Genomic DNA, 26,925 nt, shown 5'->3' on the forward strand with positions numbered 1-26,925 from the left:
CCGTTCGATCCGATCGCGCCGTACGCTGCGCGGCCTGGCCGCCGTCGGAACGGCGGGCGCGCTGACCATGGGCGCCGCGGCCTGTTCCACCCCCGGCAACGACTCCGGCGGCGCGGACGCCGGCACCTCCGCCGTCGTCGGCATCGCCTACGAGCCGGAGACCCTGAGCCCCCTGCTCGGCTACGGCAAGGACGGCAACTCCAAGATCTTCGACGGGCTGCTCGCCCTCGACGAGCGGATGCAGCTGAAGCCCGCGCTCGCCGCCGCCCTCCCCGACATCAGCGCGGACGGCCTGACCTACACGTACAAGCTCCGCAAGGGCGTCACCTTCAGCGACGGCAAGCCCTTCGGCGCCAAGGACGTGGTCTTCACCTACCGCACCGTCCTGGACGAGAAGACGAACAACCCCTCCCGGTCCGAACTCGAAGCGGTCAAGGACATCAGGGCCACCGGCGACGACACCGTCGTCTTCACCCTGAAATACCCCTACGCGCCCTTCGCCCAGCGGACCGTGCACCCCATCGTCCCCGCCCACATAGCCTCCGGCCAGGACGCCAACACCGGCCCCTTCACCAGTAAGCCGATCGGCACCGGCCCGTACACCCTGGCCGACTGGTCCAGGGGCGAGAAGATCAGCTTCAAGGCGAACCCCACCTACTGGGGCGGAAAGCCCGCGGTGGAACGGTTCACCATGGCGATCATCAAGGACGACGACGTCCGCGCCACCCGGCTGCGCGCCGGGGACCTCGACGGCGCGATCCTGCCGCCCAACCTCGCCAAGGGCTTCGCCGGGGACAAGGGGAAGAAGACCCACACCGCGAAGACCTACGACTACCGCACCGTGACCCTGCCGACCCACCACCGGGTCACCGGCGACACCGCCGTCCGCCGCGCCCTCGACGTCGCCGTCGACCGGCAGACCATGGTCGACCGGATCCTGGAGGGCGCGGGCAAGCCCGCCTACGGCCCCGTCCCCACCGACAGCGAGTGGTTCACCCGGGGCACCGAGCGCGCCCACGACCTCGACGCCGCGAAGAAGATCCTGGACGAGGCCGGCTGGAAGCCCGGGAAGGACGGCGTCCGGGAGAAGGACGGCGTCCGCGCCGAGTTCCCGCTCTGGTACCTCTCCGGCGACAAGCTCCGCCAGGACCACGCCCTCGCCTACGCCTCCGACGCCAAGAAGGCCGGCATCTCCATCAAGACCCAGGCCGGCACCTGGGAGGTCATCGAGCCCCGGATGAAGCAGGACGCCGTCCTCGCCGGCGGCGGCTCCCCGGCCGACCCCGACTTCGACCAGTACCTGCTGCTGACCTCCTCCCTCGCGGGCGACGGCTTCAACAACATGGCCTGGTACGACAACAAGACCGTCGACAAGGCGCTCCGGCAGGCCCGGGAGAGCGGCGACAAGGCGGTCCGCAAGGCGGCGTACGACACCGTCCAGCGCGAACTGGTGAAGAACCCCGGCTACACCTTCCTCACCCACATCGACCACCTCTACGTCGTCAACGACGAGTGGACCGGGCTCAGCACCCAGGTCGAGCCGCACGACCACGGCCTCGCCAACGGCCCGTGGTGGAACGTCCAGGACTGGAAGCCCAAGAAGTGAGCGCCGGCCTCCGCGTGGAGAAGGCGGGCGGCCGCCGACTCCCCTGGGGGCCCATGGCACGGATGGCGGGACGGCGGACCCTGTTCGCCATCCCCGTCCTGCTGGTGGTGACCTTCGGGGTCTTCGCCGTCGCCGACGCCTCCCCGTTCGACCCCGTCAAGGCGTACACCGGCGGCGCCGGACTGACCGCCTCCCAGGAGAACCTGGACCAGATCCGCGCCAACCTCGGCGTCGACCGCCCCCTGGCCGACCGCTGGTGGTCGTGGCTCACCTCCGCCCTGACGGGCGACCTCGGCGACTCCAGCTCCCTGCGGCAGCCCGTCGCGGACGCCATCGCCGAACGCGTCGGCTGGTCCGTGCTCCTCGCCACCACCGCCTTCCTCGTCGCCGTCGTCCTCGGCACCACCCTCGGCGTGCTGGCCGCGCGCCGCCGGGGCGGCTGGCTCGACCGGGCCGCCGGCTCCGCCGCGTACACCCTCGAAGCCGCCCCCGCCTTCTGGCTCGGGCTGCTCGCCATCTGGTTCTTCTCCCTCGAACTCGGCGTCCTGCCCGCCGGGGGACTCACCGACACCGGCAGCGACGTCGTCACCGCCGGCCAGGTCGCCACCCATCTGGTGCTGCCCGCCGCCGTCCTCGGCGTCACCCAGCTGCCCTGGTTCTTCCTCTTCGTCCGGCAGGGCGTCGGCGACGCCCTGGACGAGGACCCCGTACGCGGCGCCCGCGCCCGCGGCCTCAGCGAGCGGAGGGTCCTCCTCGGCCACGCCCTGCGCTCCGGGATGCTGCCCGCCCTCACCCTCGTCGGCTCCCGCGTCCCCGAACTGATCACCGGCGCCCTGCTCGTCGAGACCGTCTTCAGCTGGCCCGGCATCGCCGCCGCGACCGTCGACGCCGCCCTCGCCGCGGACTTCCCGCTGCTCGCGGCCCTCACCGTGCTCGCCACCGCCGCCGTGCTCGCCGGAAACCTGCTCTCCGACCTGCTGTACGGACTCGCCGACCCGAGAGTGGGCTTCGATGGCTGACACCACCACCGGCACCGGCACCACCACCGGCACCCGTGCCAAGGCCGGCACCGGCACCGGCACCGGGCCCGTCTGGCGCTCCGCCGGACGCACCCGCCGCTCCACCCGGACCGTCCGGGTCACGGTCTCCGCCGTCCTCGTCGCCGCCGCCGTGCTCGCCGTCCTGGTCGTCCCCCCGGTCGTCCAACTCGACGAACAGGCCGTCGACCTCTCCCAGAAGCTCCTCCCGCCGTCCTGGGAACACCCCTTCGGCACCGACGACGTCGGCCGCGACCTGCTGCTGCGCTGTGTCTACGGGCTGCGGGTCTCCCTGCTCGTCGGCGTGGTCGCAGCCCTCGTCGCCACCGTCATCGGCACCCTCGTCGGCGCGGCCGCCGCAGCCTTCGGCGGCTGGACCGACCGGATCGTGATGCGGCTCGTCGACACCTTCTCCTCGGTGCCCCATCTGCTCCTCGGCATCTTCATCGTGGCGATGTTCCGCCCCGGGGTCTGGCCGGTCATCGCCTCCGTGGCCCTCACCCACTGGCTCTCCACCGCCCGGATCGTCCGTTCCGAAGTGCTCTCCCTGCGCTCCCGGCCCTTCGTGGACGCGGCCGTCTCCGGCGGCGCCTCCCGCCTGCGGGTCACCCTCCGCCACCTCGTCCCCGGCGTCCTGCCCCAGGCCGGCCTCGCCGCCGTCCTGATGATCCCGCACGCCATCTGGCACGAGTCGGCGCTCTCCTTCCTCGGCCTCGGCCTCCCCAGCCACCAGGCCAGCCTGGGCAATCTGGTGCAGAGCGCGCGCGGCACCCTCCTCGCCGGGGACTGGTGGCCCACCCTCTTCCCCGGGCTCTTCCTGATCGTCCCCACCCTGGCCGTCGCCGGTCTGGCCGGCGCCTGGCGGGAACGGATCAACCCCCGCCGCCGATCGGAGCTGATGCTGTGAGCGCCCCCCGCGCCGCCACCGCCCCCGCCACCGTCCTGTCGGTACGCGACCTCTCGGTACGGTTCCGGATGCGCGGCGGCCGCCATGTCGCCGCCGTCACCTCCGCCACCTTCGACCTCGCGGCGGGGGAGTGCCTGGCCCTCGTCGGCGAGAGCGGATGCGGCAAGTCCGTGCTCGCCTCCGCCCTCCTCGGGCTGCTCCCCGGCAACGCCCAGACCGCCGGGACCGCCACCGTCGACGGGGTCGAACTGCTCGGCGCCGGCGAACGCACCCTCGCCACGTCCGTACGGGGACGGCGCGTCGGACTCGTACCCCAGAGCCCCGCCGCCCACCTCACCCCCGTCCGCACCGTCCGCGCCCATCTGGAGGAGACCCTGCGGGAACTCGCCGGCACCCCCCGCCGCCAGGTGCGGGCCGCCGCCGTCGCCGCGGCCGAACGGGCCGCCTTCCCCGCCGACCACCTCGACCGCTACCCCCACGAACTCTCCGGCGGACTCGCCCAGCGGGCCGCCACCGCGCTCGCCCTCATCGGCGACGCGCCCCTCCTGCTCGCCGACGAACCCACCACCGGACTCGACCGCGACCTGGTGAACCACACCGCCGACGAACTCCGCCGGCACGTCCGCCACGTCACCGACGGCACGGCCGGCCGCGCCCTGCTGATGATCACCCACGATCTGGTGGCGGCGGAGCGGATCGCCGACCGGGTCGCCGTGATGTACGCGGGACGCATCGTGGAGATCTCCCGCGCGGCCGACTTCTTCGGCGGACCCGGCCCCCGCCACCCCTACGCCCGGGGACTGCTCGCCGCCCTCCCCGAACGCGACTTCGTCCCCATCCCCGGACTCCCGCCCGAACTGGGCGACCTGCCGCCCGGCTGCGCCTTCGCCGCCCGCTGCGACCGGGCCACGGACCGCTGCGCCGGCGTCCCGGACTTCACCGGCGGCCTCGCCTGCCACCACCCGTCCCCCGGCCCGGTGCCGGGAGCCGCCGCCGTACGGGGGAGCGCCACCCATGCTTGAACTCGACGCGATCACCGCCGGATACGACCGGCGCGCCCCCGTGGTACGGGATGTCTCGCTGCGGCTGGCCCCCGGCGAGGCGGTCGGACTCCTCGGCCCCAGCGGCTGCGGCAAGTCGACACTCGCCCGCGTCGCGGCACTGCTGCACCGCCCGTACGCGGGCCGGGTCGTCCTCGACGGCGAACCGGTCACCGGCGCCCGGCACACCGCCCCGCGCGACCGGCGGACCGCCATCGGAGTCGTCTTCCAGCAGCCGAGGATGTCCGCCGACCCCCGCCTCACCCTCCACGACCTGATCGCCGAACCGCTGCGGGCCACCGGCCGGGGCGCCGGGGCGGGCACCCGCGTCGCCGAACTCGCCGGGGCGGTCGGCCTCACCGGGGAACTGCTGACCCGCCGGCCCCACGAGGTCAGCGACGGACAGCTCCAGCGGGCCTGCCTGGCCCGGGCCCTGGTCCTGCGGCCGCGCTGGCTGATCTGCGACGAGATGACGGCGATGCTGGACGCCTCCACGACCGCCGCGCTGGTCGCGGTGGTCGAGGAGTACCGCCGCACCGAGGGCGCAGGCCTGCTCGCCGTCTCCCACGACCGGGTGCTGCTGAACCGCTGGTGCGACCGGATCGTGGACTGGTCCGAGACCGGGGCACAGCGGTAGCGTCAAGCGGCGCCGTCAGGGCAGGCGCGGCCGGCAGAGGTTGAGCACCGGATCGAAGACGAAGTTCAGGACGCAGGTGTACGGCACCGGCTCCCGAAGGAAGTTGCAGACGTAGTAGACCCTGTCGTCGCTGTCGTCGGCGATGACATCGCCCGGGTTGACGCACTGGCGCACCGGCGCCGCCGAAACCGCCGGCTCCGCCGGGGTGGCGTGGGCGACGGGGACCGTGGCCCCGCCGAGCAGGAACGCGGCGGCGGCCACAGCGGCCAGCCTCGGGCGCAGATGTGTGAACATCGACGAAAACCACCTCTCGGACGGATACCGGGCGCCCGTCCCTGCGGCAGGCGCGCTGCGGCTTCCCCTCCACCGAACCCGCCCCCCGCACCCTGGGCCCGGCCGGCGGGCCGAACGGATGACCGGCGTCACCCTCCCGCAGCCGGACGACCGGCCGGCGGGCACCGGCTCCCGGGGGTACCGGACCGGCCGAACTCCCGCCCCGGCCCCTCCCCGTGGACCCCGCACGGGCCGATACTCGGGTGTCCCTCCCGTTCCCACGAGCCCGGAGGTCCCACCGTGTCACCCACGCGCCGCAGAGCCGTCACCACCCTCGCCGCCGCGCTGGCGGGCACCGCAGCCGTCCCCGCCCTCGCCCACACCGCCCACGCCGCCGAACGCACCGGCCCCCCGCGCCGCCGCCCGCTGCGGCACGCCCACGCCCACAACGACTACCTCCACCCGCGCCCGCTGCACGACGCCCTGTCCCACGGCTTCACCAGCGTGGAGGCCGACATCTTCCTGGTCGACGGCGAACTGCTGGTCGCCCACACCCCCGCCGAGCTGGACCCCGCCCGCACCCTCCGCTCCCTCTACCTCGAACCGCTGCTCGCCCGGGTCCGGGAGAACGACGGCACCGTCCACCCCGGGCACCACCGGCCTGTACAGCTGCTGGTCGACATCAAGGCGGACGGCGCCGCCTGCTACCTGGAGCTGGACCGCCAGCTGCGCGCGTACCGCCGCCTGTTCACCTCGTACGCCGACGGCCGGGTGAGCTCCGGCGCCGTCACCGCCGTGGTCTCCGGCGACCGGGCCGCCCGCGTCCCCATGGCCGCCCAGCGGCGCCGCCTCGCGTTCTACGACGGCCGCCTCGACGACCTGCCCACCGCCGTGCCCGCCTCCTTCATCCCCCTCGTCTCCAGCAACTGGAACACGGCCTTCACCTGGCAGGGCGCGGGGCCCTTCCCTGCGGCGGAGCGCGAGCGGCTGCGGACCCTGGTCGGCGCCGCCCACGCGGCCCGCCGCCGTATCCGCTTCTGGGCCACCCCCGACACGCCGGGGCCCGCACGGGAAGCGGTCTGGCGGGAGCTGCTCGCCGCCGGGGCCGACCACCTCAACACCGACGATCTGCCCGGCCTGGAACGGTTCCTCCGCACCCACCGGCCCCCTGCCGACTCCGTCTAGCCGGCCGGCCGTATCGCCGCCGGGGCCGCGTACCGCCCCGGCGGCCCGGCTCGCCGACCGCCCGTCACCGGACGTCCGCCGCCTCAATCACCCGTACGGCGGACACGCCAGTCGGCCACCCCCGCCCTCCACTGCGCCAGACTACGGCCGAATGCCGCAAACCCGACAGGTGTGTCCGGCTGTCCGCCGGGCGTGCCCGTCCCGCACGGTGAAGGAGACCGGCGATGGCCGTCTCGATCTCGGTGGTCCTGCTGATGCTGGTACTCGCGGTGATCTTCATGCGCAACAACGGGCTGAAGTTCTCCCACGCGCTCGTCTGCGCGCTGCTGGGCTTCTTCCTCGCGGGCACCAGCATGGCGCCCTCCATCCACGAGGGGGTCGCCGCCACCGCCGACGTCGTGAGCGGTCTGCACCCCTGAACGGGCACCGGCGCACCCGCCACGGGGCCGGTCAGCCCGCCACGAGATGCGAACGGATCAGGAAGCGCACGCCCTCGGGGGCCTCCAGCGAGAAGCCGCTGCCGCGCCCCTCGACCACGTCCACGACGAGCCGGGTGTGGCTCCACCGCTCGTACTGCGCGGCCGACATCCAGAAGCCGACGGTCTCCGGGACCCCCGCCACCACCAGTTCCGCCAGGAGTACGTCGGAGCCCCCGGTGCGGAACTCGCCGCGCGGGTAGCACATGGGCGCGCTGCCGTCGCAGCAGCCGCCCGACTGATGGAACATCAAGGGCCCGTGGTCCGCGTGCAGCCGGCGCAACAACCCGGCCGCCGCCTCGGTCAGTTCCACTCGGGGTGAGTCCGCCATGGGGCCAGTGAACCATCCGCCGGGTTGCGGCACCGTTGCGTCACCCGTGCGTCAAGCGATCGTGCCTTCCCTTCGACACGGTCGCCCGGAGATGATTCGGTGGTCCCGGCGGCAGGCAGGTCCGCCGCCGCGCCGCCCCCGAACGCGCGGCACACGACGACGACACGATGGGAGCCACATGCCTCTGGAAGGCGAGTACCAGCCGAGTCCGGCGCAGTGGGTACGGGACCAGGTGGAGCTGTACGAGAGCTCCGGCGGCACCGAGGGCACCACCCTGCGCGGCATGCCGGTGGTCATCCTGACCACCGTGGGTGCCAGGAGCGGGCTGATCCGCAAGTCCCCGCTGATGCGGGTGGAGCACGAGGGCCGGTACGCGATCGTGGCCTCCGCCGGCGGCGCGGCCAAGCACCCGGTCTGGTACCACAACGTGGTGGCGGACCCCCGGGTGGAGCTTCAGGACGGGCCCGTGCGCCGCGACATGGTGGCGCGTGAGGTGACGGGCGAGGAGAAGGCCCTGTGGTGGGCGCGCGCCGTCGAGGCGTATCCGGACTACGCCGACTACCAGGAGAAGACGGACCGCGCGATTCCGGTCTTTGTCGTGGAGACCCCCTCCACCGGCGGCTGACACCGGCGCCCGGGTCCCGGGGCGTGCGCCCGCGCGCACCGGGACCCCGGAGCGGCGCCGACTCCGCTCCGGGATCGTGCGGTGGTCGTTTCAGTGAACACCCCACCACGTTGCGAGCGGGTTGCGACGGGGCGACCCCCGCGTGATCGCTGGTGGCCGCGCTCGTGATCCTGCTCGTGGCCGTGGCCGTGGTCGCGGCGACGCGTGGGCGGGCGTACGCGGACACCGGACGCGCGCCCCGGGGCGGGCCGACCGGGAGCAGAATCGTTTCTTCGGGCACATGTCCGGCCGCATGTCCGAGCACCGGACCGGCTTCCCGGACCGGCTTCCCGGACCGGCGGCCGAACAGCCGCCGGCCCGGAGCGTCCTAACGCCCGGCGACGACCGTGGCCTGCGGGGCGGGCACCCCCGCGGAGCCCGCCGGGGCCCCGGCCGGCCCGACGCCGCCGCCGCGCGGCGGGCCGGGGACGTGGTTGTCGGCCAGGGCCAGGCCCGCCGAGCCGAGAATCAGCAGGGCGGCGGTGGCGGTGGCGATGGATATACGGTGCCCTCTGTGCATCAGGCAACCCCCTCGTGGTCGTGGAGCATCGGGTGTGCGACGCGGACGCGCTGTTCCCCGGTTGTCACCGGAGGAGAAACGTCCCCGCCGGGCTGATGATCCAATAAAGCGGGTGGGGAGAGAAGGGCGCCACGCGGGCCGCCGGGGAAACGTTCGCGAACGGAACGCCCCCGGTGCCTGTCCGGCCCCGCACGCCCAACCCGGCCGCCAGCCAAGGGAGATGGCCGCGCCGCCACCCCACCCCCCGTACCCGGGCCGGCCGATGCGCGGGCTCACTCCTCCGCCGCGGCGGCCTCCACGATCGAGAGCACCGCCGGGGTGGGCACCACCCGTACGAGCCGCAGCCCGGACGCCGCGAAGAGCCGGGCGAAGTCGGCCTCCGTGCGCTCACGGCCGGTCAGCGACGCCATCATCATCAGATCCAGCGCCTTGCCCTGATGCGGCGCGTTGCCGTCCGGTATCACCGCGTCGATCACCAGCACCCGGCCGCCGGGGGCCAGGGCCGCACGGCAGTGACGCAGAACGGTCACGCACCGGTCGTCGTCCCAGTCGTGCAGGATCCGCTTGAGCAGCAGGATGTCCCCCGCCGGCACGGACCGGAAGAAGTCGCCCTCGGCCGTCTCCCAGCGGCCCGCCGGGTCGGCGCCGCCGGGCACGGCGTCGGCGAGCCCGTGCCCCGCCAGCACATGGCCCTGGTCGTGCAGGACACCGCGCAGCGTGGGCCCGGCGGACAGCACCTCCCGCAGCAGCCCGCCGTAACCGCCGCCCACGTCCACCACCGTGGCCCCCTCCGGGAACTCCCAGCTCCCGGCGATGGGCCCGTTCTCCGCGTCCGACAGCGAGGCCATGCCCGCGTGGAACACGGCGGCCGTCTCCGCGTCCTGGGAGAAGTGGGTGAAGAAATCCGTCGCGAAGATGGCGTCGAAGGCCGAGCCGCCGTCGGTCAGACACCGCGCCATCTCTCCGGCCGGGCGCCACATCGTGGGGTCCGTCAGCATCAGCACCGCCGCGCGGGCCGACACCGGGGCGTCCGTGCGCAGCGCGTCCCCGTCGGCCGTGAGCCGGAAACGGCCGCCGCCGTCCTCCTCGAACAGGCCCCGGGTGGCCAGCAGCCGCAGCACCCGGTGGAGACTGCCCGCGTCGGTCCCGGTCGCCGCCGCCAACTCCCCGGGCGTACGCGGCCCGTCCGCCAGATGGTCCGCGACCCCCACGGACGCCGCCGCGCGCAGCGCCGCCGTACAGAGGAACTCCACCGCCTGCGCCACGACCAGGGCGTTGCTCCGCCGTGCCGCCTGCGCCCCGTCCACCGGGTGCGTGCTGTCGCTCATCTGACCGCCTCCAAGGAGTGTGCGGCGGGCGCCGGTCGGCCGCCGCCGCGCCAGCATGGCAGCCCGCCACCGGGCCTGCGGCCCGTTCCCGCCACCCGCCGATCACCCCGGCGCGGGACCTCCCCGTGTGTCCCGCTGCCCCGCCGACGACACCCCCGGGGCTCACCGGGCCGCCGTGGAAACCCCGTTGCGCCCCGGTACCCGCTCACTTACGGTCCCGGACATGCTGCCTGTCGTGGAGACGGACGAGACGGACGAGGAGTGGGACGCGGTCGTCCCGGACGAGACGGTGATGCGTCCCGGGGCGGCGGACCTCTGTGCGCGCCTGGGCCTCGCCGCCGCCCCGCCGCCCCGCTGACCCGCTTCCCGGACGGGTCGCGGCCCGTCCACGCGGTCGGTGACGACCTGGTGCTCAAACTGTTCCCCGGGACCGCCGCCCGGGACGCCGTCGCCGAGAGCCGAGTCCTGGCCCACCTCCAGGAGCGGCTGCCCGTCCCCACCCCCGCGTGCACGACGCCGGCGCGTACGAGAACGGCTGGCGGTACGTCCTGATCTCCCGGCTGCGCGGCGAGAACCTGGCCGGCTCCTGGGCGCGTGTGTCCCCCGCCGGCCGGGAACGGCTGGTCTCCCGGATCGGGGAGACGCTCGCCGTACTGCACTCCCTGAGCCCACAACCCCTCGCCGATGTCCCCCTGACCCAGCCCGATCCGTAAGAATCGACCTGGACGGTCCCGTCCCCCTCCGGCCCCGGCTGCCGATCACGGGCGGAGCCCACGGCCCGCGCCCTCCCCGGGGCAGGGCCTCAGGGGGACACCGGTGCCGCGGGCCCGGACAGCAGCGGGCCGAGGGTGGTGACCGGTCGGGCGGCGGAGCCGAGGAGGAGCGCCACCCCCACCGCGCCCGGGTCCGGAACGCCGGAGGCCCGCGCCCCCAGATAGCTGGCGCGGCCCCGCCGGGCCGTCAGGCCCGCCGTGCGCCGGACCCCGTCCCACGCGGCGGTGGCCGCGCGGTCCAGGGCCTGCCCCGGCGGGGTGGCCGGGGGGCACGCGGCCAGGGCGAGCGCGGCCGGGTGCAGCGCGTCCAGGAGTGTCTTGTCGCCGGGCGCCGCCCCGCCCACCCGGCGGATCGCCGCCATGCCCCGGCCGGTGCCGGCCGCGAGCGCCCGGGTGGTCAGCAGGGGCGCGTCCGCCTCGGCCGCCGCCGCCAGCTCCTGGAAGAGCAGGCCGAACAGCGGTCCGCTGGTTCCCCCGACATGGTCGAGGAAGGCGGTGGCCAGCAGCCGCAGGGGCTCATGGGCCGCCCGCGGCCCCGCCGCCCGGTCCAGGGCGCCGACCCCGGTCCGCAGCCCGGAGCGGAGGTTCGCCCCGAAGTCGCCGTCCCCGGCCAGCTGGTCGAGCGCCGTCAGCTCGGACTCGCAGCTCTCCACCGACCGCGCGAACGCCCGCACCCAGCGCTCGGTGAACGCGCCGTCCTCGGCCATCGCACCCGTCCCGTGTCCGTCGTCGGTCCCTCGTCCTGTGCCGTCTGCCGGGCGCCCCGTGCCGGCTGCGCCTACCACCGCCAGGCCGGTGTGCTCACCGGGGCGTCGTACAACCCGGTCGTCTCGTCGTCGGCGGTGAGCAGGGTGAGGCAGAAGCCCCGGGTGTCGAGCGCGGTGACGAAGTCGCCCACCATGCTCCGCCGCAGCGCGAACCCCAGGTCGTCCAGGGTCCGCGCCAGCTCGCGCAGGACCGCGTACAGCTCCAGCCGGGTGACCGAGCCCAGGCCGCTCACCAGCGCGATCAGCGTGCCGTCCGGTGGCGGCGGCAGCGCGGCGAGCAGCGCCGTGGTCATCCGGTCGACCAGGGTGTCCAGGGGCTCCTCGGGGATGGTCCGCCCGGCCCGCTCGCCGTGGATGCCCACGCCGTACTCCAGCACCCCCGGCGGCAGGTCGAACGCCGGCCGGCCGGTCGCCGGCGCGGTGGGCGGCGCGGACGCCACGGCGACGCTGCGGCACCGGCCGGTCAGCCGGGTGCCCAGGTCGGTCAGTTCGGCCAGCCCGAGCCCCCGGTCGGCGGCGGCGCCCAGCAGCTTCTCCAGCAGGACGGTGGCGCCGGTGCCGCGCCGGCCCACCGCGACCGCCGGGCCGTCCGACGCGATGTCGTCGTCCACGAGCACCCGTGCGCACGGCACCCGCTCATGGGCGAGCCGTTCCGCGGCGATCCCGAAGTTGATCCGGTCGCCGGTGTAGTTCTTGACGATGTGCAGGACGCCCTCGCGCCGGGCCACCGCCCGCGACGCCTCGAAGATCTGCCGGTTGTGCGGGGAGGCGAACACCTGCCCGGGGCAGGCGGCGTCCAGCATGCCCGCCCCCACGAACCCGGTGTGCAGGGGCTCGTGCCCGCAGCCGCCGCCGGAGACCACACCGACCCGCCGCAGTGGGGAGCTGTGCCGGGCCCGCAGAAAGCCGTGTTCGGGGTGGTAGGCGACCAGGTCCCCGTGGGCGCGGGCGAACCCCTCCAGGGCGTCGGCCACCAGCGACCGCGCCGACCGCGCGAAGTACAGGGCCATGGGCATCTCCCGACGAGGCCAGCGCCCAGGGTCGATACGGACAGTGACCGATCGTTCCGTTCCCCCCAGCCTGCGACCGCCGTCCGGCGCCCGCAATCCGGCCCCGCCCGTCCGGGGAGCCCCCGGCCCGCCGGACGGCACCGGCGGGCCGGCCCGTCAGAGCGCCACGAGCACCTTGCCCAGCCGGTCGCCCCGGTCGCCGTAGAGGCTGTGGTACGCGTCCGGGATGCTGTCGAAGCCGTGGTGCAGCGTGTACTCGTGGACGATCTCGCCCCGGCGGATGCCGCCGCCCAGCTCCTCGTGGAGCGCCCGCCAGTTCGCGGGGGTGAACCATTCGAGCGAGAACACCCCCCGGATCGTGGTCCGGGGAAACATGATCCAGGGCAGCAGCCGGGGACCCTGGGTGTCCCCGCCGACCTGGGTCGCCCACTGCCAGCAGACCGCGACCTGGCTGTCCACCGCGAGCAGCGGGAACACCGCGTCCGTGACCGGGCCCCCGAGATTGTCGAAGTACCGGTCCACCCCGCCCGGGGCGGCTTCCCGCAGCAGGGCGCCCACCGCCCGGGCGCTGTCGCCGTGCCGGTACGGGACCACGGCGTCGAAGCCCAGCTTCAGCAGCCGGTCGGCCTTCGCGGGACTGGAGGTGGTGCCCACCACCCGCGCGCCCGCCCGCTTGGCCAGCTGCCCCACCAGCGAGCCGACCGTGCCCGAGGCGCCGCTGACCACGAGCGTGTGACCGGCCGTCACCGTCATGAACCGGTTGAGCGTCCCCCACGCCGTCATCCCCGGCCCGCCCAGGGCGCCGAGCGCGGTCGGCAGCGGCACCTCCGCGTCGTACCAGCCGGGGTCGAGCCGCCGGTACGCCGGGAAGACCATGGGAAAGGTGCCCGTCTGCCACGCCTTCGGGGCGCCGTCGCTGATCAGATGGGTGCGCCAGCCGCCGAAGCCCTGCACCAGGTCGCCCGGCCGGTGCGGCGCCAGCGGCCCGGCCGCCAGCACCTCCATGATCGAATCGGCGCCCATCGGGTCGCCGATGGGGGTGTCCAGGGCGATGCCCTGGAGATAGGGGTCGACCGACACATACAGGGTCCGCAGCAGCATCTCGTCCGGCGCCAGGTCGGTGTCCAGCTCCTCGTCCACCTTCGTGTACACCCGGCCCACGTCGGGAACCCCCCGCATGTGCTCGCTGACCACCCAGCTCTGGGCCTTCACTCCCACGCGTCCTCCTGTGACGTCGGTGCCGGGGCCCCGTCCGGGGCCGGATCCGGCGGCCGGGGGAGCGGTACGGGATCGTCCGCGCCCACGCCGACCGGAATGACCACATGGGTCGGCGGCGGCGCGCTCTCGTCGATCCACGCCGTGAACTCCCGGCCGTCGTCCCGGCAGACGAACTGCATGACATGGCGGCCGGCCGCCGCCGCCCGGATCAGCCCGCCCGTGGTCGCCCACACCCCGGACTGGTAGAAACCGGCCAGGCCCGGCAGCCCCGGCCCGTACTTCTTGACCAGCTCCTCCAGCGTCTCGCCGCTCTCCACGAAAGGCTGCCAGCCGAGCACCGTGCCGTCGTAGTTCCCCGTGTACCGCACCTGGGTGAGCGGGGTGGAGACGTCACGGACGGCGATCGCGTCCCGGATCCCCGGATAGCGCTCCTCCAGGAACCGCGTGATCGCCTCCCGGGCCCGCCGCTTGGCGGCGTAGTAGCCCCGCCCGTGCCGCACCGGCAGGGTGTGCAGCTCCTCGCCCGCCCGTACCCGGCTGATCTGCTCCGGCCCCTCGTCCAGGGCCCGCCAGGGCGCGATGTCGCAGAAGTAGGTGGCGTAGACGACGGTCGTGCCCCGGGGTGACAGCTCCGGGTAGTGCCGGCTGCGGAACTGCACATTGATGCTCGGATGGCGGATGCCGGTCAGCTCGGCCGCCATCCGTTCGTCCAGCAGGTGCGTCGTGCACGGCTCCCCGTCGGGGAACTCCCGGCGCAGCCCGAGGAAGAGCGTGAAGTAGCCGGGGAAGACCATGCCCGGCTCCTGGATGGTCCGGGTGTAGAGCCGGTCGTACTCCGGACCGAGGGAGCGCCCCTTGAGGAACTTCGTCATCGTCGTGTGCCCGTCGCACGCGGAGACCACGATGTCCGAACGCAGCTCGCTCCCGTCGCTCAGGCGCACCCCCACCGCCCGGTCGTCCTCGACCAGCACCTCCTCGACCTTCGCGTTGTACGCGACCTCGCCGCCGAGCGCCGTGTACCGGGCCTCGATCGAGCGGGCGAGCCCCAGCGAACCGCCCTCCGGCACCCCCGCCGACAGATTGGCGTGCGAGGCGAGCTGGAAGTGGAACGGCAGCACCGGGAAGGCGGGGTGCCGCTCGTAGAGGATGTAGTTGAACGCCTCGCGCAGCAGCGGGTGCTGGAACCGTGCCGAGAAGTCCGCCATCAGCACCCCGATCGTGCTGCTGACGGCCCGCGCGTACGGCAGGAAGGACGCCAGCATCCGCCATCGCTCCGCCCGTCCCATCAGTCCCACGGGCTTGAGGAAGGGATAGACGGCGAGCGCCTTGCGGAAGGCGCGCAGCTGGTCGCAGAAGCGCCGGATCAGCTCGGCGTCGGCGGGGGAGATCTCCGTCAGATGGGCCTGGAGCCGGTCCGGGTCGGAGTAGAAGCGGACGGTCCGCCCGGCCTGGTCGCGGACGATGTTGAAGACATCGAAGTGGCGCACCTGCTTGCCCTGGAGTGCGCCCAGCTCCAGCCAGATCTGGTGCATCTCGTTGCCCGGCCCGCTGCCCAGCAGCCAGCTGACGCAGCAGTCCAGCATGAAGTCGCCGCGTGACCAGGCCGTGCAGCAGCCTCCGGGGACCTCGTGCATCTCCAGGATCCGGCTGCGGTAGCCGTTCATCTGCGCGTAGCAGCCGGTGGACAGGCCACCGAGCCCGGCCCCGATGATGATCATCGTCTCCCGGCCGGAACCGGACCCCTGGCCGGATCCCGACCCCGCCCTCGACGCCGTACCCGCGTCCGCGCCCGATTCCGTCGCCGCCCGCCGCTGAAATGCCCTCATGCCCCGGAGACCTCCCGCCCGAGCCGCCCGTCCCGCCGGTCCAGCTGGGGCAGCCGGCCCAGCCGCCCCGGGTGCCACGGCTCCCGCGCCGGGCTCTCCCGGGCCGTGAACGGCAGCCCCCACTCGTCGCACAGGTACTGCACCGCGAAGCGCCCCGTCGACGCCGCCCGGATCAGCCCGCCGAGACCCACCCACTGCCCGGCCATGGAGAACCCGGCGAGCCCCGGCAGCCGCATCCGGTCCTTGCCCACCAGCGCCGCCGCCACGTCGTCGGCCTCCGAGAACGCCTTCCACGCCAGGATGCTGCCGTCGAAGTTGCCCGTGTACCGCTTGGTGGTCGCGGGCGAGGCCACGTCCAGCACCTCGATCCGCTCGCCGATGCCGGGCCGCTGCCGTTCCAGGAACTCCTTGACGAACGCCGCCACCTGCCGCTTCAGCGCCCAGTACGCCTTCCGGTCCCGGGTCCGCAGCTCCTTCCAGAAGGCGAAGTCGCTGAAGTACGTGCAGTGGATCACCGAATGCCCCGGTGGCGCGAAACCGTCCGAGTAGTGCGACCGCAGCTGCACCACCAGACTCCGCTGGAGCGCCCCCGGCAGCCGCGCCGCGTCCCCGGGGGAGAGGAGGTAGGTGGTGCTGTGCGCCCGGTCGGCGCCCAGATCGCCCCGTACCCCCGCGAAGACCGAGACCACCGCCGGGAAGAGCGTGCCCCGCTCCGTCAGCAGCTCCCCGTACAGCCGCTCGATCCGGGGCCCGGTGTACCGGCCGCCCAGCAGCGTCCGCACGGTGGTGTGGCCGTCGCAGGCCGCCACCACGTGGTCCGCGTAGTACCGCCGCCCGTCGGCCAGCTCGATCCCGATCGCGCGGTCCCGCTCCACCAGGATCCGCGCCACCCGCGAACGGTAGGAGACCGCCCCGCCCAGCGCCGTGTACCGCTCCTCCACCGACCGGGCGAGCCCCAGCGAACCGCCCTGCGGGAAACCCGCGTTGCGGCGGTGCGCGGCGGCCATGTTGAACAGGTACGGCAGCAGTGGGAAGCCCTCCGGATCCTGGAAGAACACGTTCCGGAACGCCCGTCTCAGCAGCGGATCCGTGAACCGGTCCGCGAAGGCGTGCATCGGCGTCGCCGCCGTCCGCCAGAACAGCCGGAACGACGGCAGCACCGTCCGCAGCAGCGCCGCCCGCTCCCGTACGCTCCGCAGCGCCGGGGCGGTCAGGAACGGGTACAGCTCGATGTCCGTGAACCGGCGCAGATCCCGGCAGAACGAGCGGATCAGCGGCGCGTCCGCCGGGGAGATCCCCAGCAGATGCGCCTCCAGCCGCCCCGGGTCGTTCCAGAACATCACCGACCGGCCGTCCTCGTCGGTGACCCGGTTGAACATGTCGAAGTGGGTCACGCTCTTGCCGTCGAGCGCGCCCAGCTCCCGCCAGATCGTGTGCGCCTCGTTCCCCGGCGCCGTCCCGATCAGCCACTCGATGCAGTAGTCGAAGACATAGCCGTCCCGCGCCCACGCCGTGCAGCAGCCCCCGGGCAGCACATGCTTCTCGAAGATCCGGCTGCGCATCCCGTTCATCTGGGCGTAGCAGCCGGTGGCCATCCCCGCGATGCCCGCACCGACGACGATCACCCGGGGCCGGCGGTCGCCGCCGCCCCGCCCGGCCGGCCCGCCGTCGCCGCCGCCGTCCGCACGGCCGGGGCGCTCGGTCCACTCCCGCTCCTCGTCAGCGTGCACGGCCGGCCGCCCCGTCCCCCGCGCCCGCCAGCATCCGGCGGACCAGCTCCGCGTTCCGGGCGAGATGCCCCGTGTCGAGCATGTCGGCGTGGGAGCCCGAACCGCGCACCACCGTGTGCGCGGTCGCGGAACTGCCGTGCCAGGCACCGGGCACCCCCGCCGCGTACAGCTCCACACCGTCCTCGTCCGCGATCACCCCGACCGCCGCCGTGACCGTGCCCCCGTTGGGGGTGCGCCCGCAGAACGCCAGATAGTCCGCCGCGTGCTCCATCGTCTGTGCCGTCACGATCTCCGAACCGGTGTGCTTGCGCAGATGCTCCGCCAGCTCCTTCTCGAAGGCCGCCAGATGCTCCGGGCCCGGCACGAAGGGCTCGTCGATCCGGTGCGAGTCGAGGATCACCACCTGCGCCACCGGGCGCCCGCGCCGCTCCAGCTCCTTCGCGGTCTCGAAGGCCAGATTCCCGCCGAGCGAGTAGCCGAGCAGCAGACACCGCCCCTCGGGCCGCAGCGCGTCCACCAGATCCGCGTACCGCGTCACCTTGTCGTCCCCGGGCAGATACTCGAACGAGAACAGCCGGTGCTCCGCCAGCTCCCCGGCGAGCCCCCGGTACACCAGCGCCTGACCGCCCGCCGGCGGGAAGCAGAACACCGGCTCGCCCCCGTCGTCGTTGAAACCGATCCAGGGCCGCTCCCCGCCGCCGTCCGCCACGGTGATCCGCTCCACCGCCGCCGCCATCCCGTGCAGGGTCGTGACCTGGTAGAGCCTGCTCACCGGAATGGGCACCCCGAACTCCGCCTGAAGATGGTGGATCAGCTCGATCAGCTTGATGGAGCTGCCCCCCGACTCGAAGAAGTCCTCGTCCCGCCCGATCCGCTCCCGGCCCAGCAGCCCGCTCCAGTGCCGGGCCATGCTCACCTCGTACGGGGTCACCGGCGGCTCGTACGCGTCGTCCGGCTCCGCGGCTCCGCCCGGCGGCGGCAGCACCGCCGTGTCCACCTTGCCGTGCGCGGTCAGCGGCAGCGCCGGCACCATGACGAAGTACGCCGGGATCATGTACGTGGGCAGGAACCGCGCGAGGTAGCGGCGCAGCTCCCGCCGGCCCGGCGCCGTCCCTTCCGCCGGTACGCAGTACGCGCAGAGCACCGCCTCGCCCCGGGCGTCCGGCCGCACCGCGACCACCGCCCGCGCCACCTCGGGACGCGCCGCCAGCAGCACCGCGATCTCGTCGGTCTCGATCCGGTGGCCGTGCAGCTTCACCTGGCTGTCCGCCCGCCCCAGCAGATGCACCCGGCCCAGGGCGTCCCAGCGGGCCAGATCGCCGGTGCGGTAGAGCCGCTCCGGGGCCGCGCCCGCGCCCCGGCCCAGGGTACGGACCACGAACCGCTCCGCCGTGCGGTCCGGATCACCCGCGTACCCCGTGGCCACCCCCTCCCCGCCGATCCACAGCTCACCGGGGACCCCTGGCGGCACCGGCTCGCCGTGCCGGTCCAGGACGTGCAGCGTGCTGTTGGCGAGCGGCCGGCCGATCGGCACCGTCCGCCCCGGCTCCAGACCCTCCGCCGGGCCCTCGAACCAGGCGCTGTCGACGCTGGCCTCCGTCACCCCGTACGAGTTGATCACCCGGGTCCGGGGGCCGCCCAGGGCCCGCAGCCGCTCGTACTCCGCCACCTTCCAGGTGTCCGAGCCCACCACCAGCAGCCGCATGAACTCCAGCCCGAGACCCAGCCGCACACAGTGGTCCATCAGCCCGCGCACCACCGCCGGCACGAACTCGGCACAGTCCACGCCCTCCTCGCGCAGCGTCCGGTGGAGCCGCGCCGGGTCGAAGAGGAGATCCCGGTCCGCCAGCACCAGCGTGCCTCCGGAGCAGAGCGCCCGCACCCAGTCCCCGGTGAAGACATCGAACGACGGCGCCGCCATCTGGAGGTGGCACCCCGGCTCGTCCGCCAGCCCGTACAGTTCCCGCCACGCGGCGTACGCGGAGGCCAGATTGCGGTGGCTGATCTCGACGGCCTTGGGCCGCCCGGTGGAACCGGAGGTGTGGATCACATACGCGGGGGAGTCCGGCGCGACCGGCACAGGAGGCAGCGGCACCGTCCCCGCCGCCACCCCGCCGGGACCGGCCAGCACCAGCGTCTCCACCGGCAGCTCCGGCAGCCCCGCCCGCCCGGCCACGTCCGCCACGACCACCAGCACCGCCCCCGAGGTACGGACCGTATGGGCGATCCGGTCGGCGGGCAGCTCCGGCGGCAGCGGCAGATAGGCACCGCCCGCCCGCAGCACCGCCAGCAGCGCCACGATCAGCTCCGGCGACTTCTCCAGGCAGAGCGCGACCACCGCACCCGGCCCCACCCCGCGCTCCCGCAGCCCGCGCGCCAGTGTCCCCGAACGCCGCTCCAGCTCCGCGTACGTCAGCCGCAGACCCTCACCGTCCCCGGGCGACGCCGGCACCCGCACCGCGACGGTGTCGGGCCACCGCTCCGCCGCGCGCGCGACCAGCCGGTGCACCGGCACGTCCAGGTGGTCCGGCGCCCCGTCCGCCCACGGCTCCCCGCCGCCCCGGGGCAGCGCCGAACGCCCGGCCCCGCTCCACCCGTCGACCAGCCGCTCCCGCTCCGCCGCGCCCAGCATGTCCAGCCGGGTGACGGGCCGTTCGGCGGGGGCCCGCGTCAGCTCGTCCAGGAGCCGGGTGTAGTGCCCCGCCATCCGCCGCACCGTCGCGGCCGTGAACAGGTCGGTGTTGTACTTGAACACGCAGTGGAACCGGTTCTCCGTCTCCTCCTCGTACACCGAGAGCGTGATGTCGAACTGGCCCTCCTCCTCGGGGAGTTCGATGTACTCCAGCCGGTAGCCGTACTTCTCCGTGGCCACCTTGTGGGTGAGCAGGATGAACATCGCCTGGAAGACGGCCGAGCGGCTGGGGTCGTGCTGGAGCCCCAGCTCCTCCACCAGCAGCACGAACGGATACTCCTGGTTGTCCAGGCCGCCCAGGACCGAGCGGCGCACCTGGTCCAGGAGGGCGGCCACCGACGGCTCCCCGGAGAGGTCCGCGTGCAGCGGCAGCGGATTGACGAAGTACCCGTACACCGGCGCGAACTCCTGCCGGGTCCGGCCCGTCACCGGACTGCCGACGACGATGTGGTCCTGACCCGAGTAGCGGTGCAGCAGGACGTAGTAGGCGCTCAGCAGCACCACGAACGGCGTCACCCCGTGGGCCCGGGCCAGCCGGTGCACCCGGGCGCTCACCTCCGCGTCCAGGACGAAGAACTCGGAGGCCCCGTTGTGGGTCTGCACCGCCGGGCGGGGCTTGTCCACCGGCAGGTCCAGCAGCGGCACCCGCTCCGGCAGGTGCCCCCGCCAGTAGTCCAGCATCCGGGCCGCCTCCGGGCCCGCCAGGAAGCGGTTCTGCTCATTGAGGAAGTCCAGGTAGCGGGCGGGTACGGGCGGCAGCGCCGCCTCCTCGCCCCGCCGCAGCCCCTCGTACACCGCGAGCAGTTCCTCGATGAAGGTGAAGGTCGAGACCGCGTCCGAGACGATGTGGTGCACCGCCTTCATGATCACCCAGCGGTCGGGGGCCCGCTGGAAGAGCCGGAAGCGGAAGAGCGGGTCCCGGGCGAGGTCGTACGGCCGGCGGTACTCGGCCACGATGGCCGCGTGGATCTCCTCCCAGCTCCGGTCCCGGACGTCGAAGAGCCCGAGGTCCACCTCCGCGCCCGCCGACACCCGCTGCACCGGCCGGCCCTCCACCAGCAGGAAGTTGGTGCGCAGCGCGGGATGACGCTCGACCAGACGGCGGACCGCCGCGAACATCAGATCCGGGTCCAGGGCGACCCGCACCTCCACCGCGCCGCCGATGTTGTACGCGTACCCCTCCGGATTGAGCTGCTTGAGGAACCACAGCGCCTTCTGGTTCTGGGTCAGGGGGTACTCGCGCTCGTCCGTGAAGACCGCCGGCTCCCCGGCCCCCGGCCGGCCGGCGGCCCCCGGGCCGTCCGCCAGCTCCACCAGACCCGTGTACAGGCGCTCCGTCAGCTCCGTCACCGGCACCCCGCTGAGCAGGGCCACCACCGGCAGCGCGATCCCGAACTCGGCCTGCACCCGGCCCCGCAGCTCCATCGCGAGCAGGGAGTCCAGGCCCAGGGCGCCCAGGCCCTCCGCCGGGTCGATCGCCGCCGGCGCGCACCGCAGCACCGCCGCCGCGAGCGCGGTGAACCGCTCCGCCACCAGCGCCCGCCGCTCCGGCTCCCCGGCCAGCTCCCCGAAGGCGTCGAGAAGGCCCCCGCCGCCGCCGGGACCGGGCCGGGGTGCCGCCGCCGCCAACTCGGCCACCAGCGGCGGCGGCGACGGGTACCAGGACAGGAAGGCCGGCCAGTCGACCACCGTGGCGATCAGCAGCTGGGCCCGGTCCTGGCCGATGACCCGCTCCAGCACCGCCATGCCCGTCGCCGGCGCCAGCGAACTCATCCCCCGGTCGACGAGATAGTGCTCGACCAGACCCAGTTCCTCGATCATCCCGGTGGCCCAGGGGCCCCAGGCCAGGCTGAGCGCCGGGAGCCCCCGGGCCCGCCGGTGGTGCGCCAGCGCGTCCAGGAAGGCGTTGCCCGCCGCGTAGTTGGTCTGGCCCGCCGTCGTCAGCAGCGAGGCGATCGAGGAGAAGAGCACGAAGTGCTCCAGCGGCTCGTCCGCGAACAGCCGGTGCAGCAGCTGCGCGCCGACGGCCTTCGGCCCGTGGGCCGCGTCGAAGGTGTCCCGGTCCATCTCCGGCAGCAGCGCGTCCCGCACCTGGCCGGCGAGGTGGAACACCCCCCGCAGCGGCTCCGCGCCGGCCCGCCGCCGGGCCGCGTACCAGGCGGACAGGTCCGCCGCGTCGGTCAGGTCGGCGGACACGGCCTCCACCCGGGCCCCCGACGCCTCCAGCGCCCGCACGAAGGCGACGGCGCCGCCCGCGGGCGAGGCCGGGTCGACGGCCGCCCATCCCTCCCGGGCGGGCAGCCGGGTCCGGCCCACCAGGACCAGCCGGCGGGCCCCCCGGGCCACCAGGGTGCGGCACAGCAGCCGGCCCAGTGCGCCGAAGGCACCGGTGACCAGATAGGCGCCGTCGGCGCGCAGTCGCAGCGGCAGCGGCCGGGTCAGCCCCTCGGCCCGGCGGATCCGGCTGGTGAACCGGGTGCCGCCGCGCAGCGCCACCTCCTCCTCGTCCCCGGCGGTGATCTCCCCCAGCAGCGCCCGTGCCTCGTCCGCCGGGGCGGAGCGCTCGGGGTCGAGATCGATCAGGGTGCCCCGGTGGCCGGTCAGCTCCTGGTGCCACAGCACCCGGCCCACGCCCCAGGCGGGTGCGCCCAGCGGCTCCACGTCCGCGCCCGGCAGCACCGCCTGGGCGCCCCGGGTGACGACATGGAGCGCGCCGCCGGTGCCTGAGGAGAGCAGCGCCCGCGCCAGCGCCACCAGCGAGTAGGCGCCGGTGCAGCCGTGTTCGCGCAGCTCCGGCCCCTCGATGTCGGCGACGGCGGGGAGGTCGAGGTTCCACAGGTGGACCACGGCGCCGAAGCCGGCCGGGCCGGCGGGGCGCAGCTCGGCCAGGAGCCGTTCCCACTGTGCGGGGGAGTCCGGTGCGACGGTCGCGGGCCCGGCGCTGTCGTTGCGGTACCGGTCGCCGGGGCGCACCAGACGGCTGCGGGTGCCCCGGGCGGCGAGCCGGGCGGCCAGGGCGTCGCCGATGCCGCCCTCGTCGGCGAGGATCAGCCAGTCGGCCCCGGCGGTGTCCTCCTGCGGCCCGTCGAGGGGCGGCCGCTGGGTCCAGACCGTCTCGGTGAGCCAGGAGTCGATGGTGGCGCGGCCCGCGGACGCCGCGCCGGCCCCCTCCGTGCCGGCCGCCCGGAATCCGCTGATCCGTCCGATCGCCGTCCCGTCGTGCGCGTAGACGGCGATGTCGCCGACGAGTTCGTCCCCGTCGGTCCGGGTGACGGTGGCGTGGGCCCACAGCGGGCCTTCCGCGCCGGGCGCGAGCGCGACCTCGCCGATCGCGAGCGGCAGCCGGACCCCGGTGCCCGCCGCGCCGCCGCCGTTCCCGCCGTCGTCGGTGGCATCGAGGAGCTGGGGGGTCAGCAGCGACTGGAAGCAGGCGTCGAGGAGGACGGGGTGCAGATGATGGCCCGTGGCATCCGTGGCATCCGTGGCATCCATGGCGGGCGTGGCGGGCGTGGCGGGCGCGGCGTGGGTGCCGGGCGTGTGCGCCGCCGCCGGGGCGCGCAGCCGGGCCAGGGCCTCCCCGGGGCCGATCCACACCTCCTCGATGGCCTGGAACGCCGGCCCGTAGTCGTAACCGAGGGCGGAGAGAGCCGCGTAGCAGGCGGCGCCGTCGAGCCGGAGCGCGCTGCGGTCCCGGATCGGCCCGGCGTCGAGCGCGGGCCCGTGGGAGCGGCGCTGACCGGCCCGGACCACCCCGTACGCGTGGGTGGTCCGCTCCGCCTCGTCGGGTGCCGTGCCGTCCGCCGGCCCCGACGCCACGCTGAAGGCGGCGTTCTCCGAAGAGAGGGAGAAGGTCACGGATCTGCTCTCGCCCTCGGGGAGGAAGAGGGCCCGGCGCAGTTCGACGTCGGCGAGGACCGCGCCCTGGCCGCCCCCGCTCAGCGCCCGTACCGCCTGCGCCGCCATCTCCAGATAGCCGGCCGCCGGGAAGACCACGGTGCCCTGGATGCGGTGGTCGGCGAGGTAGGGCAGGGTCTCGGTGTCGAGGGCCGCCAGCCAGGTGGGGTCGGGGTGGTCGGTGCGGCGGCCGAGGAGGGGGTGGTCGAGCCGGCCGAGCCGGACCCGGGCCACGGGCTCCGGTTCGGTCCAGTGGCGGTCCCGCCGCCACGGGTAGCGCGGCAGCGGCACGGTCCGCCCGGCCGGCTGGAGGACGTCCCAGGCGATGTCCGCGCCCAGGTTGTGCAGCATGGCCAGGGAGGAGGCGAAGCAGCCGGTCTCGCTCTCCTGGCGGCGGATCGAGGGCAGGACCCGGCCGGTGAGCCCGCGGGCGTCGAGGCATTCGCGGATGGCGTGGCCGAGCACCGGGTGCGGGCCGATCTCCAGGAAGAGCCGGTGGCCGTCGTCGGCGAGGCGGTCGATCGCGGCCCGGAACCGGACCCGGTCGCGGACGTTGGTCCACCAGTAGGCGGCGTCCAGCTCCCGCCCGTCGGCGCGCTCGCCGTGGCCGGTGGTCCACAGGGGCACCCGCGCGGGCCGGGGGGCGAGTCCGTCGAGCGCGTTCAGCAGCTCCTGTCTGATGGTCTCCATTCCGGCGCTGTGGTACGGCACCCGCACGGTGAGGAACCGGGTGAAGATCTGCTGGGCCGTCAGCTCCTCGGCGAGCCGCCTCAGGGCCTCCTCGTCCCCGGCGAGGGTGACCCCCGTGGGGCTGTTGACGGCGGCGACGGACACCCGGTCGCCGTACGGGCCCACCCGGCGCTCCGCCTCCTCCTCGGTGAGGGCGGCGGCGAGCATGGTCCCGGTGCCGGACAGCGTCTGCTGGAGTCTGCTGCGGTGCAGGGCGATCCGTACCGCGTCGGCGAGGGAGTGGACGCCGGCCGCGTGGAAGGCGGCGATCTCGCCGGTGCTGTGGCCCACGATCGCGTCGGGGACGATGCCGTAGTGGCGCCAGAGGGCGGCCAGCGCGACCTGGAGGGCGAAGTTGGCGGGCTGGGCGAGCCAGGTCTCGCCCATGCGGGAGTCCGCCTCGTCGGCGGCCATCTCGTCGACCAGGGACCAGCCGGCCTGGGCGCGGATCTCCCGGTCGCAGTCGAGCAGGGCGGCACGGAAGACCGGCTCGCGGTCGAAGAGTTCGCGGCCCATGCCCCACCACTGCGGTCCCATGCCGGTGAAGACCCAGACCAGGGTGCGGTCCGCCGCGTCCAGCCGTCTGCCCCGCACCACCCCCGGGTGGGGCTCGCCGCGCACGGCGGCCGCCAGGGCCTCGTCGAGGGATGCACGTGAGGAGTGCACCAGGGTCAGCCGGGACTCCAGGTGCTGACGGCGGTGGGCGAGGGTGTGCCCCAGGTCGGCGGGGGTCGGCGGGGCGGCTCCGGGCTCGGTGTGCTCCCCGGCGAGTTCGCCGCGGATGCCCTCGGCGACCCGGGTCAGGGCCTCGTCGGTGCGGGCGGTCAGCGGGAGCAGTGTCCACGGACGCGGGACGGCCGCCGGGGGTGGGACGGCCGTCGGCGCCTCCTCCAGCACCACATGGGCGTTGGTGCCGCCGAAGCCGAAGGAGTTCACGGCGGCCCGCGCGGGGCCGGTGTGCTCGGGCCAGTCGGTGACCCGGGTGGGGATCTCGTACGGGAGCCGCTCCGGGTCGATGGCCGGATTGAGCCGTTCCAGGTTGATGTGGGGCGGGATCCGCCGGTGCTTCAGGCTGAGCGCGGTCTTGATCAGTCCGGCGATCCCGGCGGCGGCCTCGGTGTGGCCGATGTTCGTCTTGACCGAGCCGACGTAGCAGCGCGCGCCCGGGGCCCGTCCGATGGCGAGGGCCCGGCCCAGCGCGTTGGCCTCGATCGGGTCGCCGAGCGGGGTGGAGGTGCCGTGCGCCTCCATGTACTGCACCTGGCCGGGGGTGATGCCGGCCTCCGCGCAGACCCGTTCGACCAGGGCGACCTGGGCGTCGGGGTTGGGGACGGTGATGCCCTGGGTGCGGCCGTCCTGGTTGACGCCGGTGCCCAGGATCACGGCGTGCACGGGGTCGCCGTCGCGCACGGCGTCCGCGAGGAGCTTGAGGGCGACGACGCCGACCCCCTCGGCCCGGACATAGCCGTTGGCCGAGGCGTCGAAGGTGCGGGAGGTGCCGTCGGGCGAGAGGAAGCCGCCCTTGGTCTCGGCGATGGTGTACTGCGGCGCCATGTGCAGCAGCGCCCCGCCCGCGAGCGCGAGCCGGCTCTCGCCCCGGTACAGGCTCTGGCAGGCGAGGTGCACGGCGACCAGGGAGGAGCTGCACGCGGTGTCCACGGAGAGGCTGGGGCCCCGGAAGTCGAAGCAGTACGAGATCCGGTTGGACACCATCGTCATCATGGTGCCGGTCGCGGTGTGCGCGGCCAGGGTGTCGAAGGCGAGATCGGAGAACTGGAGGATCTTGTAGTCGAGGGTGAACGCGCCCATGAAGACGGAGACATCGCTGCCCGCCAGCTCCCCGGGCCGCTGGCCGCCGTCCTCCAGCGCCTCCCAGGCCACCTCCAGCAGTTTGCGCTGCTGCGGGTCCATGTGGTCGGCCTCGCGCGGGCTGATGCCGAAGAAGGCCGGGTCGAACTCGTCGAAGCCGTCGATGTAGCCGCCCCTGCCGCCGGTCAGCCGTCCCCGTTTCGCCGTGTCCCTGCTGGCCAGGGTGCGGATGTCGTAGCGGTCGGCGGGGGTGGGGGTGATGCAGTCCTTTCCGTCCAGGAGATTGCGCCAGAAGCTCCGGTGGTCCGACGCGCCGCCTGGCAGCCGGCAGCCGATGCCGATGATGGCCACCGGGCCTCGCCGGGGGGTGGGGGTCGCGTCGTTCATGGTGGGGCTCCTCACGTCGTGGCGCAGCGGCACGGAGGGATACGGGGACGGGTCGGTACGGGGGCGGGCCTGGCACCGGGAGAGGA

General features: G+C 74.4%; 20 protein-coding genes. 10 read left to right on the forward strand and 10 right to left on the reverse strand.

From position 1 onward, the window contains the following. Positions 1-67 precede the first annotated feature (67 nt). The 5 genes from SYYSPA8_RS02790 (at position 68) to SYYSPA8_RS02810 (ending at position 5,227) form a co-directional block, all read left to right on the forward strand. Positions 68-1,606 carry an ABC transporter substrate-binding protein gene (locus SYYSPA8_RS02790; protein ID WP_323445516.1) on the forward strand — a complete coding sequence of 513 codons (1,539 nt, stop codon included), beginning with the start codon at positions 68-70 and terminating at the stop codon, positions 1,604-1,606. Between the two features lie 53 nt (positions 1,607-1,659). Further along, positions 1,660-2,625, forward strand: coding sequence for an ABC transporter permease (locus SYYSPA8_RS02795; RefSeq protein ID WP_323445267.1), 966 nt, complete (start codon positions 1,660-1,662; stop codon positions 2,623-2,625). Further along, complete coding sequence (locus SYYSPA8_RS02800; protein WP_323445268.1) at positions 2,618-3,550, forward strand: ABC transporter permease; 933 nt, start codon at positions 2,618-2,620, stop codon at positions 3,548-3,550. Before SYYSPA8_RS02795 ends, SYYSPA8_RS02800 begins: the two co-directional genes overlap by 8 nt. A gap of 68 nt (positions 3,551-3,618) precedes the next feature. Next, entirely contained in the window at positions 3,619-4,572 is a 954-nt protein-coding gene (locus SYYSPA8_RS02805; RefSeq protein ID WP_323445517.1) for an ABC transporter ATP-binding protein, read from the forward strand. Next, positions 4,565-5,227, forward strand: coding sequence for an ABC transporter ATP-binding protein (locus SYYSPA8_RS02810; protein WP_323445269.1), 663 nt, complete (start codon positions 4,565-4,567; stop codon positions 5,225-5,227). The genes SYYSPA8_RS02805 and SYYSPA8_RS02810 overlap by 8 nt, the downstream gene beginning before the upstream one ends. Positions 5,228-5,242: 15 nt before the next feature. Here SYYSPA8_RS02810 and SYYSPA8_RS02815 read toward each other — a convergent pair whose 3' ends face one another. After that, entirely contained in the window at positions 5,243-5,521 is a 279-nt protein-coding gene (locus SYYSPA8_RS02815) for a hypothetical protein (RefSeq protein WP_323445270.1), read from the reverse strand. Positions 5,522-5,800: 279 nt separating this feature from the next. On the opposite strand from SYYSPA8_RS02815, the gene SYYSPA8_RS02820 reads away from it, so the two are divergent. Beyond that, entirely contained in the window at positions 5,801-6,685 is an 885-nt protein-coding gene (locus SYYSPA8_RS02820; RefSeq protein ID WP_407705887.1) for a phosphatidylinositol-specific phospholipase C/glycerophosphodiester phosphodiesterase family protein, read from the forward strand. Positions 6,686-6,909: 224 nt separating this feature from the next. Further along, positions 6,910-7,104 carry a hypothetical protein gene (locus SYYSPA8_RS02825; protein WP_323445271.1) on the forward strand — a complete coding sequence of 65 codons (195 nt, stop codon included), beginning with the start codon at positions 6,910-6,912 and terminating at the stop codon, positions 7,102-7,104. Positions 7,105-7,135: 31 nt separating this feature from the next. Here the strand turns inward: SYYSPA8_RS02825 and SYYSPA8_RS02830 are convergent, their stop codons facing one another. Then, positions 7,136-7,492 (reverse strand): DUF779 domain-containing protein, encoded by a 357-nt coding sequence (locus SYYSPA8_RS02830; RefSeq protein ID WP_323445272.1) that lies wholly within the window; start codon positions 7,490-7,492, stop codon positions 7,136-7,138. Between the two features lie 178 nt (positions 7,493-7,670). Between SYYSPA8_RS02830 and SYYSPA8_RS02835 the strand changes: the two genes are divergently transcribed. Further along, positions 7,671-8,117, forward strand: a complete 447-nt coding sequence (locus tag SYYSPA8_RS02835) for a nitroreductase family deazaflavin-dependent oxidoreductase (RefSeq protein ID WP_323445273.1) — start codon at positions 7,671-7,673, stop codon at positions 8,115-8,117. Between the two features lie 367 nt (positions 8,118-8,484). Here SYYSPA8_RS02835 and SYYSPA8_RS02840 read toward each other — a convergent pair whose 3' ends face one another. Both SYYSPA8_RS02840 and SYYSPA8_RS02845 read right to left on the reverse strand, forming a co-directional pair. Beyond that, positions 8,485-8,676, reverse strand: coding sequence for a hypothetical protein (locus tag SYYSPA8_RS02840; protein WP_323445274.1), 192 nt, complete (start codon positions 8,674-8,676; stop codon positions 8,485-8,487). A gap of 272 nt (positions 8,677-8,948) precedes the next feature. Further along, a complete protein-coding gene (locus tag SYYSPA8_RS02845) occupies positions 8,949-10,004 on the reverse strand; it encodes a methyltransferase (protein WP_323445275.1) in 1,056 nt (351 codons plus the stop codon). Positions 10,005-10,227: 223 nt separating this feature from the next. Between SYYSPA8_RS02845 and SYYSPA8_RS02850 the strand changes: the two genes are divergently transcribed. Together SYYSPA8_RS02850 and SYYSPA8_RS02855 are read left to right on the forward strand one after the other, a co-directional pair. Next, a complete protein-coding gene (locus tag SYYSPA8_RS02850) occupies positions 10,228-10,362 on the forward strand; it encodes a hypothetical protein (RefSeq protein ID WP_323445276.1) in 135 nt (44 codons plus the stop codon). Between the two features lie 148 nt (positions 10,363-10,510). Continuing rightward, positions 10,511-10,717 carry a phosphotransferase gene (locus SYYSPA8_RS02855; RefSeq protein ID WP_323445277.1) on the forward strand — a complete coding sequence of 69 codons (207 nt, stop codon included), beginning with the start codon at positions 10,511-10,513 and terminating at the stop codon, positions 10,715-10,717. A gap of 89 nt (positions 10,718-10,806) precedes the next feature. Here the strand turns inward: SYYSPA8_RS02855 and SYYSPA8_RS02860 are convergent, their stop codons facing one another. The 6 genes from SYYSPA8_RS02860 to SYYSPA8_RS02885 form a co-directional block, all read right to left on the reverse strand. Beyond that, a complete protein-coding gene (locus SYYSPA8_RS02860) occupies positions 10,807-11,484 on the reverse strand; it encodes a DAK2 domain-containing protein (protein ID WP_323445278.1) in 678 nt (225 codons plus the stop codon). A 71-nt stretch (positions 11,485-11,555) separates the two neighbouring features. Further along, entirely contained in the window at positions 11,556-12,554 is a 999-nt protein-coding gene (locus SYYSPA8_RS02865; RefSeq protein ID WP_323445279.1) for a dihydroxyacetone kinase subunit DhaK, read from the reverse strand. Between the two features lie 156 nt (positions 12,555-12,710). Next, positions 12,711-13,766 carry an MDR family NADP-dependent oxidoreductase gene (locus SYYSPA8_RS02870; protein WP_323445519.1) on the reverse strand — a complete coding sequence of 352 codons (1,056 nt, stop codon included), beginning with the start codon at positions 13,764-13,766 and terminating at the stop codon, positions 12,711-12,713. Beyond that, positions 13,763-15,490: a phytoene desaturase family protein gene (locus tag SYYSPA8_RS02875; RefSeq protein WP_323445280.1), complete on the reverse strand. Its 1,728-nt coding sequence runs from the start codon at positions 15,488-15,490 to the stop codon at positions 13,763-13,765. The genes SYYSPA8_RS02870 and SYYSPA8_RS02875 overlap by 4 nt, the downstream gene beginning before the upstream one ends. Before the next feature lie 104 nt (positions 15,491-15,594). Then, on the reverse strand, positions 15,595-17,328 hold the full coding sequence (locus SYYSPA8_RS02880; protein WP_323445281.1) for a phytoene desaturase family protein: 1,734 nt from the start codon (positions 17,326-17,328) through the stop codon (positions 15,595-15,597). Next, positions 17,318-26,839, reverse strand: coding sequence for a non-ribosomal peptide synthetase/type I polyketide synthase (locus SYYSPA8_RS02885; RefSeq protein ID WP_323445282.1), 9,522 nt, complete (start codon positions 26,837-26,839; stop codon positions 17,318-17,320). The genes SYYSPA8_RS02880 and SYYSPA8_RS02885 overlap by 11 nt, the downstream gene beginning before the upstream one ends. Between the last annotated feature and the right edge of the window lie 86 nt (positions 26,840-26,925).

This window comes from Streptomyces yaizuensis, assembly GCF_034961445.1.
In the GTDB taxonomy this organism is placed as follows: domain Bacteria; phylum Actinomycetota; class Actinomycetes; order Streptomycetales; family Streptomycetaceae; genus Streptomyces; species Streptomyces yaizuensis.

Bases quoted from the DNA above. Each gene is read 5' to 3' on its own strand.
- SYYSPA8_RS02790 (WP_323445516.1), top strand. From the start codon at position 68: ATGGGCGCCGCGGCCTGTTCCACCCCCGGCAACGACTCCGGCGGCGCG.
- SYYSPA8_RS02835 (WP_323445273.1), top strand. From the start codon at position 7,671: ATGCCTCTGGAAGGCGAGTACCAGCCGAGTCCGGCGCAGTGGGTACGG.
- SYYSPA8_RS02795 (WP_323445267.1), top strand. From the start codon at position 1,660: ATGGCACGGATGGCGGGACGGCGGACCCTGTTCGCCATCCCCGTCCTG.
- SYYSPA8_RS02800 (WP_323445268.1), top strand. From the start codon at position 2,618: ATGGCTGACACCACCACCGGCACCGGCACCACCACCGGCACCCGTGCC.
- SYYSPA8_RS02825 (WP_323445271.1), top strand. From the start codon at position 6,910: ATGGCCGTCTCGATCTCGGTGGTCCTGCTGATGCTGGTACTCGCGGTG.
- SYYSPA8_RS02830 (WP_323445272.1), bottom strand. From the start codon at position 7,492: ATGGCGGACTCACCCCGAGTGGAACTGACCGAGGCGGCGGCCGGGTTG.
- SYYSPA8_RS02860 (WP_323445278.1), bottom strand. From the start codon at position 11,484: ATGGCCGAGGACGGCGCGTTCACCGAGCGCTGGGTGCGGGCGTTCGCG.
- SYYSPA8_RS02865 (WP_323445279.1), bottom strand. From the start codon at position 12,554: ATGGCCCTGTACTTCGCGCGGTCGGCGCGGTCGCTGGTGGCCGACGCC.
- SYYSPA8_RS02810 (WP_323445269.1), top strand. From the start codon at position 4,565: ATGCTTGAACTCGACGCGATCACCGCCGGATACGACCGGCGCGCCCCC.
- SYYSPA8_RS02875 (WP_323445280.1), bottom strand. From the start codon at position 15,490: ATGATCATCATCGGGGCCGGGCTCGGTGGCCTGTCCACCGGCTGCTAC.
- SYYSPA8_RS02845 (WP_323445275.1), bottom strand. From the start codon at position 10,004: ATGAGCGACAGCACGCACCCGGTGGACGGGGCGCAGGCGGCACGGCGG.
- SYYSPA8_RS02885 (WP_323445282.1), bottom strand. From the start codon at position 26,839: ATGAACGACGCGACCCCCACCCCCCGGCGAGGCCCGGTGGCCATCATC.
- SYYSPA8_RS02815 (WP_323445270.1), bottom strand. From the start codon at position 5,521: ATGTTCACACATCTGCGCCCGAGGCTGGCCGCTGTGGCCGCCGCCGCG.
- SYYSPA8_RS02805 (WP_323445517.1), top strand. From the start codon at position 3,619: ATGCGCGGCGGCCGCCATGTCGCCGCCGTCACCTCCGCCACCTTCGAC.
- SYYSPA8_RS02840 (WP_323445274.1), bottom strand. From the start codon at position 8,676: ATGCACAGAGGGCACCGTATATCCATCGCCACCGCCACCGCCGCCCTG.
- SYYSPA8_RS02850 (WP_323445276.1), top strand. From the start codon at position 10,228: ATGCTGCCTGTCGTGGAGACGGACGAGACGGACGAGGAGTGGGACGCG.